This window comes from Pusillimonas minor (assembly GCF_014237865.1).
Lineage (GTDB): Bacteria > Pseudomonadota > Gammaproteobacteria > Burkholderiales > Burkholderiaceae_B > Neopusillimonas > Neopusillimonas minor.
The window spans coordinates 36,365-50,677 of sequence record NZ_JACJUU010000015.1 but is presented as its reverse complement, the minus strand read 5'-3'; the positions used below and the strand labels follow the sequence as shown (position 1 = coordinate 50,677).

Genomic DNA, 14,313 nt, shown 5'->3' with positions numbered 1-14,313 from the left:
CCACCAGGCCTGACCCGGCCCTCTGGTTGTTGACATCGGTGACTCCACGAAAAACAAGCGAAGCCGATACGATGCCCCAGGCCAGCAATGTCAACAAGGATGGGGGAAATGGAGCGCGTACCGTGTTGCGGCGAAGAGCCGGCCGCGCAGCATTATGTGCGGCTATTAGATGCCTTGGCAGGCTTGCGGCTTAAAGCCTGGCCTTTTGACGGCCCGGCCGTGTTGCGGGAAGGCGATGCGGTTCATGTGATTGACGGCTGGTGTCATTTGGGCACAGCCCGCTCTGACGAAGAGCTATGGGCCTGCCTGAGCAACGGACGACCCGGCTTTGACCGCGACACTTACCGGATTTTGATTAAGCACCAGGCGAAAATGCAGGGCTTGCCGGCAGGAAACTCCCGGATAAGTCAGGGCCAACTGCATTGCGCTTTACCTTCCAGCGCGTCGGTCTAGCGGCTTTTCACCGCCCAACCCTGTGCTTGATTCGGTGCTTAAAGGTAAACGGAAGGCTCAGCATCAGGGCGTCGCTTGAACCTGCGATGTACCCAATAGTATTGTTCCGGTATCTGTCTGATTTGTTCTTCAAGGAACTGATTGGTGGTTATTGCGTCGGCTTTGTCGTCCCCGCTGGGGTAATTTTGCAAGGGTTCAAAGATTTTCAGTGCATAGCCCTGGTAATCGGGCCGTACCTCGGTCACAAACGGGACCACGCGGGCACCGCTGATCTTGGCCAAACGGGAAACCGCCGTCAGGGTGCAGGTTTGAATGCCAAAGAAGGGAACAAATACCGAGTCTCGCAGGCCGAAATCCATATCGGCGGCAAGCATAATAGGCTTGCCTGTTTTTAGAACGCTCAGGGTCTGGCGGGCACTGGCGCTGCGGGGAAGCATCACCGTGCCGAACCGCGATCGTTGCGTATAGGCAATTGTTTCCATCGCCTTGTTTGACATGGGCGTGTACAGCGAAGCCACGTCGTGCAAGATGGAATAATACATACAGCCGGCTTCAATCGCGGCAAAATGAAAGCCCAGAAAAATCGTGGGTTGTTCGTAGCTGTCCGCCAGTTCAATGGCGCTTTCCAGTGTGCTCAGGTCAAGCAGCGTCTGGGCACTGCCATACCATTGCACGCCGCGCTCGAGGTAGCTGCGAATCACGTGCTGGAAGGTAGCCCTCCCCAGAATATCCAGTTCCTGTTCGCCTTTTTCCGGAAAGCACAGCCGAAGATTGGTTTGCAGGATGCGTTTGCGTTTTCCGGGGATACGATAAAGCAGAGAGCCCAGAGCATGCCCCGCTCTTGCGACCCACCGGTAGGGTAGGCTGGCTAGCAGGCGCAACAGGCCGGAAATAAGTACGTGCTGGATTTTTTCATTCAAAATGGGGGCTCTGGAAGGTGTACCGGGTGGTTTATCCCGGGTGAAGTATGACCTGACAGCATACAGGATGAATGTGTCGTCGCTGCCAAGCGTAGGCTCCCCGAATGCGTAATATCAGAAAGAAAAAAATCCCGTAAGATCTTGCGCTTACGGGACTATGCTTATCCAAGCGAATCCGTGAAAATCCAAACTCCGGTTTAGATGTTAAATGGAAAATTGCTTGACAACTAATTGATAAAAAATGGTCTATCTCAAGCACTATCGATTTGTACTCGCTTACGTAGCCAGATTAAGTGCCACTAACCTTACGCAGATAAAGCCATGCACTAATCATGCGATCGTCTATGATCAACCGTATGCAAAATTGCATAGAAATCGCATAGAACCAATTCTATGCGCGAATCAATGCTCACGCGCATTGATATATTCATAGCGGGTCCAGCGGCGCTCACCGATTTGCTGCAGCTCCGGATGCTCCGCCTGGAGTTCCTGCATCAGCCGCCTCACCTGACTACGATCATAGTGAGTGATCTGCCGGATGTGCTGGTTGCTCAAACCGGGCTCGCCCCGCTTGGCACGCTCCATCAGGATGCTAAGTACACGAACCTTTGCCGCGTCCCAATCGATACGACGACGTTTTTCGCCCTGCCCATCGCCCGTCAATCGGCGATACAGCGCCGGTGACAGACACCAATAAGTCCCCCTGCCCGTGCCCCCATGCTCGACATAGCCATTGGACTCCATGCCGGACAAACGTTCCCGGATTTCGGCTTCACTACGCTGGCACAAAACTGCAGCCGCTGCGGTATCTACCTCGGGATGCTGGCGCAAGTGGCCCAACAACAGCAGTTCATCCACGCCCAGAATATGGCCTTTCTCAGCTTCTTCGGCGACAAAAAGGCGCATGGCAGCATCGAACTCCCGCTTGGCAAAACTGACCAGTACAGAGTCACCGATCTCACGAATCACCGGTGGCTCCTTGCCTTCCACTAGCAACGATGAAAACATTCGGTTGATGCCGAGATTGCTGCGATTGACCAAACGCAAACGAGTGAGCGCTTCTACCAACAGCGGGTTCCGGGCCGCAGGCTGATGGTGCAGGATATTCTCGGGCGTAATACCTGCGATAAACCCGCCGTTGTTGCTGATCTCCAGCCGGTCACGGTACAGCTTTACCATCACCGGCCCCGCAATCCGCAGATCCGCGTGACAAAATGCGTTCATCAGCGCCTCGCGCAAGGCAATTTCCGGCCAGGTGCGATATTCGTAGTGGAACAGGCCCTGCTTGTAAGTCGTGATCGGGTTGAACGGCAACAGTAGTTCTTCCAGCCGCTGCACCGCCAGGGGCAACGCACTGACACGGTCTTCACGATTGGCGTAATCAGTGTCGGAGGCCATGTGCAGAAAGGTCCATCCGTGGCCAGGCACATACCCGCGAATCGCTTCCTCCGTTCCCGCCAAGAGCAGCGCTGCCCGGGTCAAGCTGCCGTTCTTGATCAGACCCAGGGTACGCAAAAGCTCTATATCACCTAACCGTAGCAGCTCATCGGGTGCGCGTTCCCGACGCGCCTGGTTGCGCAAGGTCTCCAGCGCGGTCGCCGACAGAAACCGAGGATTGGCTTCAGCAACAAACTGGCCGGTATAGTCTGTCTCGCCCGTTTCCACGCCAATCTTGCGGCGCAGTGTGCCGGTCAGAGGCTGGCAATCCTTACCGATTCGGATGGTACCTTTACCAGCGCTATCGGTGTAGGGTGGCATGCCCGGATGAATCTGCATCAGCAACAGGCGCCCGGTGCCTTCCGACACCAGCAGCTCTTCAAACACAGGCATGATTTTCGGGTCAGTCTGATCGTAGACCGCCGCCTTGAGCATATTGGTGTCAATTTCCGGTGGAACACCCAGAATCGCCCTACCGCGCCCCTTCACTCGATCAGCCACACCAAAAACAACTGTGCCGCCGCCACCATTAGCCATGCACACGGCCATTTGCACCAAAGTCTTCACAGCCTTGTCTCGGCTTTGCGTATCCCATTGTTTGAAGTCGAGATCCTGATCCTCCAAGTCATCCGCAACGCACAGCTCCAAATCAGGCAGCAAGGCTTCTATCTGGGCTGCAGAACGCATGAATGGCCCCCCATCAATGGATATTTTGTGTCTAAATACATAGTAGCCATGAATGCAAATTGTCCAACACGCTGTTGGACATCTTTTGCCTGGCAGCACCATGCGCGGCACGTGGCCGCTGCCGTGGGGACATCAGCATCCATAGTCGCGTCGACCCCTGAATGCTGTCGACATTGAGCGGGCACTGTGGATTCATTGCGCCATTGCGGTGGCGCCAACGTGTCGATACGGTGGCCCCAGAGACACGTTAGCTTACAATGATATCAATCTCTGATAAACATTGCTGGACGCACAGGGAAAGCTCGCCACGACCCCACAAAAAATGGGGTAATTTCAATAAAAATTACCCCAATATCCTCAATTGATTACCCCATTTCCAGCCTTCCGCACCCGGCAGAGACAAATGGCAAGGGAATGGAACCAAGGCACAACGAGGTATCCGGATAGCCCCAGTAGCCGCGCAAATCCTGATAAAACTTCTGGATTTGCTCTAGCTGATCGGCACGCGCAGCAACGCTCAGCAGACCGCATTACTCCTACAGCCCATTAATTTGAAATGGGTCAACCTATCCACCAAGCGCTACAGAGACCCACCGAGACCCAGCGAAAAACCGTCAGACGTTGAACAAAAAGTTCAACACGTCGCCGTCTTTGACCACGTACTCTTTGCCTTCGGCCCGCATTTTGCCGGCTTCTTTGGCGCCTTGCTCGCCCTTGTGGGCGATGAAGTCTTCAAAGGCAATGGTTTGGGCACGAATAAAGCCACGTTCGAAGTCGGTGTGAATGACACCGGCGGCTTGCGGCGCGGTATTGCCAATATGGATCGTCCAGGCGCGGACTTCTTTGACGCCGGCGGTAAAGTACGTTTGCAAACCCAGCAAACGGAAACCGGCGCGAATGACGCGGTTCAGGCCGGGCTCGTCCATACCCATGTCGGCCAAAAATACGTTGCGGTCTTCGTCGTCGAGGTCGGCGATTTCGGCTTCGACGGCAGCACATACAGCCACCACGGGCGCGTTTTCGGCCTTGGCGTATTCTTGCACGGCAGCCAGGTGCGGGTTGTTTTCGAAACCGCTTTCGGTAACGTTAGCCACGTACATGCTGGGCTTGGCCGTGATGAAGCACAGGGGCTTGAGCAAGGCGAGGTCGTCGGCATCGAGACCCAACGACCGGATGGGGCGGGCTTCGTTAAGCGCGGGAATAACCTTTTCTAGCAAGGCCACCATTTTGATGGCCTCTTTGTCGCCGGCACGCGCTGTTTTCTGGTGACGCAACAAGGCCTTTTCGGCAGCCGTCAGGTCGGCCAGCGCCAGTTCGGTATTGATGACTTCGATGTCGGAAATTGGATTGACGCGGCCTGCGACGTGAATGACGTTTTCGTCTTCGAAGCAGCGTACGACGTGCACAATGGCATCGGTCTCGCGGATATTGGCCAGGAACTGATTACCCAGGCCTTCGCCCTTGGATGCCCCGGCAACCAGCCCCGCAATGTCTACGAACTCGACCACTGCCGGCATGACGCGTTCGGGCTTGACGATTTCGGCCAGGGCGTCGAGACGCGGATCGGGGACTTCGACCACGCCGACGTTAGGCTCGATGGTGCAGAACGGGTAGTTTTCGGCGGCAATGCCTGCTTTGGTGAGCGCATTGAAAAGAGTAGATTTACCAACGTTGGGCAAACCAACGATGCCACATTGCAAAGCCATGAGTATCCTGAAATTTGAACAATAAAAGGGCTATTTTAACTTGGCTGCCCCGAGAGCGACGACAAGATGAGCCATATCACCAGCAACGGGCCGGCATTGAATATGGCGTGCAGCGCAACCGCTGCCCCGAACCCGCGCCGTACGCGGATCCAGGCCAATACCAGGCCGGTAAGCCACTGCGGCAAAACCAGCATGGGCATGACCCATAAGGGCGTTGAGTTGTACGAAAAATTACCCAGATGAATGGCGGCAAACGCCAGGCAGGACAAGTGAATAACCCAGAAAAATACAGCCCGATACTTTTTGCGACGACGCCACGCCCCGGCAGAAAACCGCGCCGAGGCGCGCGCACTAACAGGCCACCAGGCCGCCAGTAACACCAGGGCGACCAGAGCTATGGTTAACGCTTGCGGCCCGACAAACAATGCACACAGCGCTGCGGGCAATAGCCACCACAACTGGCCCAGGCGGCGCAGCCCGTAACGAAACACCAGCTCTTCGACCAGCGGCGCCCACAACACGGCTTGCAGCCACGGGATGCTGTCGAGCCGCAGGCGATGCTCGGCGCCACCTAGCCCTGCCGCAGCCACGGCAATGGGCCCCAACACCAGCATGTTCAGCAACCACAACAAACCGGCCCACTGAAACAGACGCCCGATACGTAGGCGCGGAAACCAGTCTTCGACCCAGCCGTCACGGGCGTGTCGCCCGGGCAACCGGCCAAAATCGGGGTGGCGCACAAAGCGCACAAAGTCCCGGAATTCGGTACCGAACCCGGGCCAGCCGCCTGTGGCAGTCGGTCTAGCCACTGTTGGCCTCGTGCAGTTGATTCATGGCTTGGGGGTAACGACCTTCGAGGAGCGCCGGCATGACGGCGCGACAGCGTTCAAGTGAGTGTTCGATTTGATCGAGCTCTTCGCGGCGCGGCGGATTAAGCACAAATGCAGCGACTTGTTGCGCCAAGCCCAACGTACGCGGGTGACCAATGCCAATGCGCAAGCGCCAGAAATCGGCACTACCAAACACCAACTGGATATCGCGCAGGCCATTGTGGCCGGCGTGGCCTCCACCCTGCTTCAGTTTGACATGACCCGGCATCAGGTCGAGCTCGTCGTGCAAGACCAGCACCTCGGGGGGAGTAAGTTTATAAAACCGCATCAGCGCCCCGGCCGCCTGCCCCGAGCGGTTCATGAAGGTGGTTGGCTTGGCCACGATAATCTGTTCGCCCGCCACACGCGCCTTGGCCACCCAGGCAAAGAAGGCCTTCTCGAGCGTAAAACTGGCGCGAAAGTCGTCGGCCAACTGGTCGGCCAGCCAAAAGCCGGCGTTGTGGCGTGTTTTCTCGTATTCGGCTCCGGGGTTACCCAGGCCGATGATCAGGCGAATCGGGGGCTTCATGACTGCCAACAAAAAGTGTAAAGGGGCTATCGTAAAACAAAACCCCTGGCGGGCGACCGTCAGGGGTTTTTTGCACCCGGTGACTACGCACACGGGCACGATACAACAGTGCAAACGATTACTCGGCTGCAGCTTCGCCTTCGGCAGAAGCGCCACCCTTGACCATGGCAACAGCCAAAGCGGGGTTGGTATCGCCACCGTGAGCCACAAACGTTACGCCTTTAGGCAGCGTAATGTCGGCCAGGTGAACGATTTCACCGGCGATCATTTTGCCCAGATCGACTTCGATGAACTGGGGCAGGTTGCCTGGCAAGCAGCTGATTTCGAGCTCGTTCATGACTTGGCTGATGAGCGCACCACCCAGTTTGACCGCAGGCGATGCATCGCCGTTGATGAAGTGCAAAGGCACTTTGGTGTGGATGATGTGGCTGGCATCGACGCGCTGGAAGTCGACGTGCAGAACCAGTTGTTTGAAGGGGTGCCATTGCACAGCACGCAACAAAACTTTTTGCGACTTGCCTTCGAGGTCCATGTCGAGAATCGACGCGTGGAATTCTTCTTTGCGAAGCGCGTGGTAGATTTCGTTGTGATCGAGCTCTATGTTGATGGGGGCCTCGGGGCCGCCGTAAACAATGGCTGGAACACGACCGGCGTTGCGCAGGCGGCGGCTCGCACTCGTACCTTGGACGCTACGCAATGTGGCATTAAATTTCATGGATAAAGCTCCGGAATAAGGGGCAAGATGCCCCGTTAAAAAACAGCCATGATGGCTGCAGATACCTGCGGGCTGCCGCGACCAGCGAACCCGCAGTAAAAAAATTTAGTCGACAAACAACGAGCTGACCGATTCGGCGTTTGAAATACGCAGAATGGTTTCGCCCAGCAACGACGCGCACGACAGCTGACGGATTTTGCCGCAATTACGGGCGGCCTCGGACAGCGGGATAGTGTCGGTCACGACGAGTTCGTCGAGATCGGACGACGTGATGCGCTCGACGGCCTGGCCGGACAAAACCGGGTGGGTACAGTAGGCGTAAACACCCAACGCACCGCGCTCTTTAAGCGCCTGAGCCGCTTTGCACAACGTGCCTGCGGTGTCGACCATGTCATCCATGATGATGCAGGTACGGCCTTCGATTTCGCCGATGATGTTCATGACTTCGGACACGTTGGCACGCGGGCGACGCTTGTCGATAATGGCAAGGTCGGCCTCGAGTTGCTTGGCCAGCGCACGGGCACGCACAACGCCGCCGATGTCAGGCGATACAACAACGACATCTTTGTAATTACGACGCCAGATATCGCCCAGCAAGATGGGGCCGGCATAGACGTTGTCGACGGGGATATCGAAGAAGCCCTGAATCTGGTCGGCGTGAAGGTCCATGGTCATGACGCGATCGACGCCTACGACCTGAAGCATGTTGGCCACGACCTTGGCCGAAATGGACACCCGCGCAGAGCGCGGGCGGCGGTCTTGGCGCGCATAACCAAAATATGGCAATGCAGCAGTAATGCGGCCGGCCGAAGCGCGACGCAGAGCGTCGACCATGACCATGATTTCCATGAGGTTGTCGTTTGTGGGTGCGCACGTAGGCTGCAACACGAAAACATCTTTACCCCGGACATTTTCATTGATCTCGACCATGACTTCGCCGTCGGAGAACCGGCCTACTGTCATTTTCCCGAGGGACATGTCGAGGTGGTTGACGACGTCGACGGCAAGGCGAGGATTAGCCGTGCCGGTAAAAATCATGAATCTGTCTTGTGCCATGATGGATGGGGGGTAGTTTCGAAGCGTTAAATAACAAAAGCTGTTGACCCGCACACCCTTTTTATGGGGCCGACTCAACAGCTTGTATTAACTGCAAGCCTTTGGAAGGCTTTACACCAAATTTTTGGCTGGGGAAGAAGGATTCGAACCTTCGCATGCTGGAATCAAAATCCAGTGCCTTAACCAGCTTGGCGATTCCCCACCTGACTGTTTTACCAGTTGTACAACGGATGATTTACCAACCCGGGGCATGCCCACGCGTTGCTGACTACCGCTGTATTGCCGTTTTCATAGCACGCTATTTTACCGACAATTTTTTCCTGAAAGGCCTGGGCCTGGCTTAATGTTACAAACTCGACAAAAAGACAAGCACCTGATCCTGTCATTCGTGGTGTTACCCCAAGGCTTTGCATAAAGCGGCTGGCATTTTGTACCGCCGGGTACTTACCAAAAACAACGGGCTGCAAATCGTTTTTACCAAATAAAGCACAGCCTGCATTACTGCCAACCTGCTTTTTTTGTTCAACCGATTCTTGCCAATCAGTAAAGACCGTTATTTTGACGTAACCTGTATCTCTTGTCAAATCGGGTGATGAAAAAATTCCTGCCGTGGGTACAGACTGCGTCGGCTGTACAACAACATAGGCACGGTCGGGCATGGGCACAGGGCTGAGAATTTCGCCTATGCCCTCGGCAAACGCCGGCTGCCCGAAAACAAAAACAGGTACGTCGGCGCCCAGCGGCAACGCAAGCTGCATGAGTTGTTGACGGGTTAAGCCGGTACCCCACAACCGGTTAAGCGCAATGAGCGTGCTGGCCGCATCGCTGGAGCCACCGCCCAAGCCGCCGCCCGACGGGATATTTTTTTGATAACTGATTTGCGCGCCAAACGACGTGCCGGTGGCTTTTTGCAGCGCCATCGCGGCCTTCACGACCAAATCATCTTCGGGCGCAATGCCGGGAAACGTGGTTTCGCACACAATACGGCCATCGGTGCGCCGGTCGAAATTAAGGTAATCGTACAGACCAATGAAACGAAACGCGGTTTGCAACAGATGGTAGCCGTCGGGTCGACGCCCAACCACATGAAGAAACAGGTTCAGCTTGGCCGGCGCAGGTACGTCGTACAGCGCTTTAACGCCGGGTGCGGGTGCTTGCAACGCCATAAACAACCTTAAGACGCGTCAACGACCAGGCGCACGCTGATTGCCCTTTGGCCTTCGGTACGCTTAAGCTGCAACAAGCCGGGCCCCTGGTTATCGTAGCGCGACAACGTCACAGACCAACCGTCTTGCACAAAACGCGTCAGGCGGCCCTCGGCATCGGTTTCGCGCGACTGCACCAGACCCTGCCCCGTACGCCCCCTAAGCCAATCGCGCAAACCCGCAACCGGAATCGCCACGCCGACGACTTCTTGCACCAGGGCATCGGCATTAGGTGCGGTTTGTGTTGTGCCGTTGCTGCGTGTAAGCACGGCCTGCCCGGGCAACACCTCGACCCGCGCCAGTGTGCTGCCCAAAGGGTTGGCCAGATCGAGCAACAACCGGTAGCCTGCGTCGTACCAGGCAAAACCGCCTTGTACCGCCTGCGGATTGGCCCCGACCTCTTCTACCGACACGGCAAACCGGCCGCTCCGCTGAAAAGCCGGGTCGGCGGACTGCACCTGAATGGCTGCGGGCGTGGCACATGCTGCCAACACGGCGGCAATACATACCACCAACAGGCTGCGAAACCAAAGGCGAAAGTTTATGAGCGGCATGAACAGACCTGAGTAAACCGCCACTTACTTCACCCCAAAACGGCTGAGCGTTTTCAGCAAGGTTTCGTTGTTCGGGTCTTTTTCGCGACCTTGCTCCCAGATTTTCAGGGCATCGTCTTTGCGCCCCATTACCCAGTACACCTCGCCCAGATGGGCCGCGACGTCGGCGGCCGGCAAGGCGCGGAACGAGCGCTCGAGGTACTGCACCGCCGCGCTGTAATCGCCTGTGCGATACAAATACCAACCAACGCTGTCCAGAATGTAGGGGTTGTTGGGCTCTAGCTGAAGCGCCCTTTCGAGCAAAGCCTGGGCTTCGTCCAGACGGATGTTTTGCTCGGCAAAGGTGTAGCCCAGCGAATTAAAGGCATTGGCATCGTCGGGCTCGAGCACCATAACTTCGCGCATGAGCCGCTCGAAGGCCTCGAAGTTACCCTGACGCTCGTACAGCATCGCCAGGTCGTACTTTATTTCGGCGCTGTTGGGCACCGCTGCATCGGCCTTGGCTAAAGTGTCGATGGCCAGATCGGTACGGCCACCATCGCGATAGATCGAGGCCAACGTCATGGCCAGTACAGCACGCTCGTTTTCGCTTTGCGGCGCAATGGCATCGATGGTTTTACGGGCTGCGGCCAAGTCGCCCATACGGCCATACAGCACAGCCTCGTGCACCCTCACCTGAAACTCCAGCGCGGGCTCGTCGATTTTGCGCAACTGCGCAATGGCCTCGGGCAAGTCGTTTTCTTGCTCGGCAATGCGCACCAGCATCAGGCGGGCGTCGGACGAGTCGGCAATTGCATTGCTGGCCTTGTCGTCGAGCGACTGGCGCCGCTGGGTTTGCACGTTGATGTATTCGTTAAGCAGCGCTTTGGCCGCGCTGTTATTACCGGCCCTGAAATTCACTTCGGCCTCGGTGTAGAGCAGGTCGAAGTTTTCGGGGCTGCTGCGGCGCATTTGCTGGACTTGCTGCAACGCGGCGGCATAGTCGCCACGCCCGGCCAGCCGCGACACCAGCATCAGGCCCAGCCGCCCGCTTTGCGGGTTGCGGGCAATAAAAGCCTGGGTAGCAGCGATTGCCGCCTGCGGGTCAACCTTAAGGCCGTACTCGAGCATACGTTGGGCCGCCTGTTCGGAGGCGGGGTCGAGCTCGAGTGCGCGACGGGCATTGCCAAGCGCACGCTGGGTATCGCCACCCGCCCACGCGGCATCGGCCAGCGCCAGGTAGGTGATAGGCAACTTGCGAACCGGTTCGCGCAAGGCGGCGTCGAGCACTTGGTAAGCCGCACGCTTGTCGGCCAGCTTGCTGACAATGGCCGCCGCCTGACCCACCGCGGCGTCTTTGTCGTCGGCCTTTTCAATTCGCGTCCAGAGCGCAGCGGCAAGCCCTTCGGTTTTCCCGTTCGATGCCGACAAAGCCAATGCGCTGGCAACGGCTTCAGGATCGTTGGGCGCCATTAACGACCACAGTTGGGCGGCCTGATCGGCCAAGCCGAAATTGCGGCTGACCATGGCAAACTGGAATGCCCGCTTGGCCAACCGTGGGTCGGATGTGTCGCGTGCCGCACCTAACAGTAATTCGCTACCCAGCGTAAGGTCACCGCGCTGAACCGCAAACTCGGCCACCATCAGGCGGTATAAAAGTTCGGGCGTCAGCGTAACCGTGGGCAACGCATTGGGCCGCAAGTGGATTTGCTCGACAGGTGTGGGCGGCGCATCGCCCGGCGCCGCATGCGCCACAACAGAAAACTGCAACAATGCAGCCGCCACAACAGAGGGCAGCAGGGAAATCGAAAGTTTCATTAACAAGAACCGTCACAATTGCGCCGATAATACTGCGCCTGATGGCAAAATAACATAAAGCCGCATAGACCGTAGCCCCCCAATATGCCCGAATTACCTGAAGTTGAAACCACCCGTCGCGGAATTGCGACGGTCATGCCCGGCCAGGCGCTCAGAGCCCTTAATGTCTTTGAGCCGCGTTTACGCTGGCCGGTTCCCGCCGACTTACCAGACCGGGTCAAAAACCAGGTCGTACGGGCCTGCGAAAGGCGCGGAAAATACCTGCTGATTACGTTTGATCATGGCGTGATGATCGTCCATTTAGGCATGTCGGGGTCGTTGCGCCGGGCCTTGCCCGACGAACCGGCAAAAAAGCACGACCATGTCGAATGGCGGTTTGACGACGCCCGGTTTTTATTGCACGACCCGCGCCGTTTTGGCGCGGTGCTATGGCACGACCTGGCCGATGGGCCGGTGCTGGCGCACCCCCTGTTGGCCAAACTGGGCATTGAGCCCTTTGACGACGCCTTTACCGCACAATATTTATTTAACGGGCTGCGCGGCCGCACACAAAACATTAAACAGGCCTTGCTGGGCGGCGACATTGTGGTGGGCGTGGGCAATATTTACGCCTCTGAAGCCTTGTTCAGGGCTCGCATAAACCCGCGCATCAAGGCCGGCAGCCTTTCGTTGGCGCGCGCCGAACGCCTGTGGACGAGCATAAAGTCGACGCTGTCAGACGCGCTGACCTCGGGCGGAAGCACGCTTCGCGATTACGTGAATGCCACGGGCACACCAGGCAGCTATTTTGAAATTCATGCTGCCGTGTACGACCGCGCCGGCCAACCTTGCCGTATGTGCCAAACGCCCATTAAACGCATTGTGCAAGGTCAGCGCGCGACCTACTACTGCCCAAGCTGCCAGCGCCGTTAACCGCGCACCGGCAGCCAAAGCAAGCCCGGCTAAGGGTGGGTGCCTTGCACCAGCACCTTACCCGGGTTCATGAGGCCTTTGGGGTCGAACACGGCCTTAATGCGATGCATCAGCGCCATTTCGACCGGGTCTTTGTACTGGGGCAGAACGTCGCGCTTGAGCTGACCCACGCCATGCTCGGCACTGATCGACCCACCCAACCGATACACGCTGTTGTGGACCAGTTCGTAAACCTGGTCTTGCAGCGCAAGCAAGGCGTCTTCTGACAGCTGGCTACCGCGCGTAATGTTGTAGTGCAGGTTGCCGTCACCCAAATGGCCAAAAATAACGTGCCCCAACCCGGGAAACTGGTCTTGCACGGCCTGGTTGGTGGTTTTAATGAACTCGGCCATGAGCGACACCGGGACCGACACGTCGTGCTTGATGCTTTTACCTTGCATTTTCTCGGCCAGCGGAATGCTTTCGCGCAGATGCCACAGCGCTTTGCTTTGGGCGATGTTTTCGGCAATGACGGCGTCAATGACCAGGCCGGACTCGATGACCTCACCAATGATAGTTTCAAAGCGTTCGCGGGCGTGATCGGCGCTTTCGGCATCGGACAGCTCGAGCAAGGCATACCAGGGTAGCTGGGCCGATGAGCCCTCGAATGGCAACCGCTGCTGCGGGAAGCAATCGTTGACGGCTTTCAGGCAATTACCGGCGATGAGCTCGAAACCAGTAAGGGCGGGCCCAAAACCCTTGCGGGCTACCGACAGCAAAGCCACCGCATCTTGCACGCTATTGATGCCCACCAGTGCCGTGCACTGTGCAACAGGTAACGGGTAAAGCTTGAGCGTTGCCGCTGTAATGACACCCAAAGTGCCTTCGCTGCCGATGAACAGATCGCGAAGATCGTAACCGGTGTTGTCTTTGCGCAGGCCACGCAAACCCTGCCACACCTGGCCGTCGGCCGTAACGACCTCGAGCCCCAGCACCAGGTCGCGCGCATTGCCGTAACGCAACACCTGCGTACCGCCGGCGTTGGTGGCCAGATTACCGCCAATGGTGCAGCTGCCTTCGGCGGCCAGCGACAACGGGAACAGGCGATCGGCGTCGCGGGCGGCCTGCTGCACCGTCTGCAAAATACACCCGGCCTCGACGACCATAGTGTCGTTGTCGATATCGATACTGCGAATACGATTGAGCCGACCCAGCGACAACACCAGTGCCCGGCCGGAGTGGTCGGGGGTGGCCCCGCCGCACAAGCCGGTGTTACCCCCTTGCGGCACTACCGGCACGTTATGTTGATTGGACCATTGCATGACGGCTGCGACTTCTTGCGTTGAGCCGGGCCGAACAACGGCCAGCGCGGCCCCCGTATAGCGGCCACGCCAGTCGGTTAAATAGCTTTCGGCATCGGCGCCGGTCAGGACATTGGGTGCACCGAGCAGGCGCACAAGTTCATCGAGCAGGGTCATGGCATACCTCGTAGAC

The 14,313-nt window shown here is 57.4% G+C and carries 13 protein-coding genes and 1 tRNA gene; 2 read left to right on the top strand and 12 right to left on the bottom strand.

Annotation, left to right across the window (positions count from 1 at the left end):
• Positions 1-108: 108 nt before the first annotated feature.
• The gene (locus tag GTU67_RS13710) at positions 109-453 is read left to right on the top strand and encodes a hypothetical protein (RefSeq protein WP_185780618.1); all 345 of its coding nucleotides are present in this window, start codon (positions 109-111) and stop codon (positions 451-453) included.
• Positions 454-491: 38 nt separating this feature from the next.
• Here GTU67_RS13710 and GTU67_RS13705 read toward each other — a convergent pair whose 3' ends face one another.
• From GTU67_RS13705 to GTU67_RS13655, 11 genes are all read right to left on the bottom strand, one after another.
• Positions 492-1,373, bottom strand: a complete 882-nt coding sequence (locus tag GTU67_RS13705) for a lipid A biosynthesis lauroyl acyltransferase (RefSeq protein WP_185780617.1) — start codon at positions 1,371-1,373, stop codon at positions 492-494.
• Between the two features lie 402 nt (positions 1,374-1,775).
• The gene (locus tag GTU67_RS13700; protein ID WP_185780616.1) at positions 1,776-3,497 is read right to left on the bottom strand and encodes an RNA-binding domain-containing protein; all 1,722 of its coding nucleotides are present in this window, start codon (positions 3,495-3,497) and stop codon (positions 1,776-1,778) included.
• 614 nt (positions 3,498-4,111) lie between these two features.
• Positions 4,112-5,203: a redox-regulated ATPase YchF gene (ychF, locus tag GTU67_RS13695; protein ID WP_185780615.1), complete on the bottom strand. Its 1,092-nt coding sequence runs from the start codon at positions 5,201-5,203 to the stop codon at positions 4,112-4,114.
• Between the two features lie 35 nt (positions 5,204-5,238).
• Entirely contained in the window at positions 5,239-6,012 is a 774-nt protein-coding gene (locus tag GTU67_RS13690) for a CPBP family glutamic-type intramembrane protease (RefSeq protein ID WP_185780614.1), read from the bottom strand.
• Positions 6,005-6,601: an aminoacyl-tRNA hydrolase gene (gene pth / locus GTU67_RS13685; protein WP_185780613.1), complete on the bottom strand. Its 597-nt coding sequence runs from the start codon at positions 6,599-6,601 to the stop codon at positions 6,005-6,007. Before pth ends, GTU67_RS13690 begins: the two co-directional genes overlap by 8 nt.
• Positions 6,602-6,719: 118 nt before the next feature.
• On the bottom strand, positions 6,720-7,316 hold the full coding sequence (locus GTU67_RS13680) for a 50S ribosomal protein L25/general stress protein Ctc (RefSeq protein ID WP_185780612.1): 597 nt from the start codon (positions 7,314-7,316) through the stop codon (positions 6,720-6,722).
• A gap of 105 nt (positions 7,317-7,421) precedes the next feature.
• Entirely contained in the window at positions 7,422-8,372 is a 951-nt protein-coding gene (locus GTU67_RS13675) for a ribose-phosphate pyrophosphokinase (RefSeq protein ID WP_173862506.1), read from the bottom strand.
• Positions 8,373-8,497: 125 nt separating this feature from the next.
• Positions 8,498-8,574, bottom strand: a tRNA-Gln gene (locus GTU67_RS13670).
• Positions 8,575-8,584: 10 nt separating this feature from the next.
• On the bottom strand, positions 8,585-9,538 hold the full coding sequence (gene ispE, locus GTU67_RS13665) for a 4-(cytidine 5'-diphospho)-2-C-methyl-D-erythritol kinase (RefSeq protein ID WP_185780611.1): 954 nt from the start codon (positions 9,536-9,538) through the stop codon (positions 8,585-8,587).
• An 8-nt stretch (positions 9,539-9,546) separates the two neighbouring features.
• Complete coding sequence (gene lolB, locus GTU67_RS13660) at positions 9,547-10,131, bottom strand: lipoprotein insertase outer membrane protein LolB (RefSeq protein WP_185780610.1); 585 nt, start codon at positions 10,129-10,131, stop codon at positions 9,547-9,549.
• A gap of 24 nt (positions 10,132-10,155) precedes the next feature.
• Positions 10,156-11,928, bottom strand: a complete 1,773-nt coding sequence (locus GTU67_RS13655) for a tetratricopeptide repeat protein (protein ID WP_185780609.1) — start codon at positions 11,926-11,928, stop codon at positions 10,156-10,158.
• An 84-nt stretch (positions 11,929-12,012) separates the two neighbouring features.
• Between GTU67_RS13655 and mutM the strand changes: the two genes are divergently transcribed.
• On the top strand, positions 12,013-12,840 hold the full coding sequence (mutM, locus tag GTU67_RS13650) for a bifunctional DNA-formamidopyrimidine glycosylase/DNA-(apurinic or apyrimidinic site) lyase (RefSeq protein WP_185780608.1): 828 nt from the start codon (positions 12,013-12,015) through the stop codon (positions 12,838-12,840).
• A gap of 29 nt (positions 12,841-12,869) precedes the next feature.
• Here mutM and GTU67_RS13645 read toward each other — a convergent pair whose 3' ends face one another.
• Positions 12,870-14,297, bottom strand: a complete 1,428-nt coding sequence (locus tag GTU67_RS13645) for an FAD-binding oxidoreductase (RefSeq protein WP_185780607.1) — start codon at positions 14,295-14,297, stop codon at positions 12,870-12,872.
• Positions 14,298-14,313: the final 16 nt, after the last annotated feature.

Excerpts from the sequence above, each read along its gene's own strand:
- GTU67_RS13700 (WP_185780616.1), bottom strand. The coding sequence starts at position 3,497 with ATGCGTTCTGCAGCCCAGATAGAAGCCTTGCTGCCTGATTTGGAGCTG.
- GTU67_RS13710 (WP_185780618.1), top strand. The coding sequence starts at position 109 with ATGGAGCGCGTACCGTGTTGCGGCGAAGAGCCGGCCGCGCAGCATTAT.
- GTU67_RS13645 (WP_185780607.1), bottom strand. The coding sequence starts at position 14,297 with ATGACCCTGCTCGATGAACTTGTGCGCCTGCTCGGTGCACCCAATGTC.
- pth (WP_185780613.1), bottom strand. The coding sequence starts at position 6,601 with ATGAAGCCCCCGATTCGCCTGATCATCGGCCTGGGTAACCCCGGAGCC.
- mutM (WP_185780608.1), top strand. The coding sequence starts at position 12,013 with ATGCCCGAATTACCTGAAGTTGAAACCACCCGTCGCGGAATTGCGACG.
- ispE (WP_185780611.1), bottom strand. The coding sequence starts at position 9,538 with ATGGCGTTGCAAGCACCCGCACCCGGCGTTAAAGCGCTGTACGACGTA.
- lolB (WP_185780610.1), bottom strand. The coding sequence starts at position 10,131 with ATGCCGCTCATAAACTTTCGCCTTTGGTTTCGCAGCCTGTTGGTGGTA.
- GTU67_RS13655 (WP_185780609.1), bottom strand. The coding sequence starts at position 11,928 with ATGAAACTTTCGATTTCCCTGCTGCCCTCTGTTGTGGCGGCTGCATTG.
- GTU67_RS13675 (WP_173862506.1), bottom strand. The coding sequence starts at position 8,372 with ATGGCACAAGACAGATTCATGATTTTTACCGGCACGGCTAATCCTCGC.
- GTU67_RS13680 (WP_185780612.1), bottom strand. The coding sequence starts at position 7,316 with ATGAAATTTAATGCCACATTGCGTAGCGTCCAAGGTACGAGTGCGAGC.
- ychF (WP_185780615.1), bottom strand. The coding sequence starts at position 5,203 with ATGGCTTTGCAATGTGGCATCGTTGGTTTGCCCAACGTTGGTAAATCT.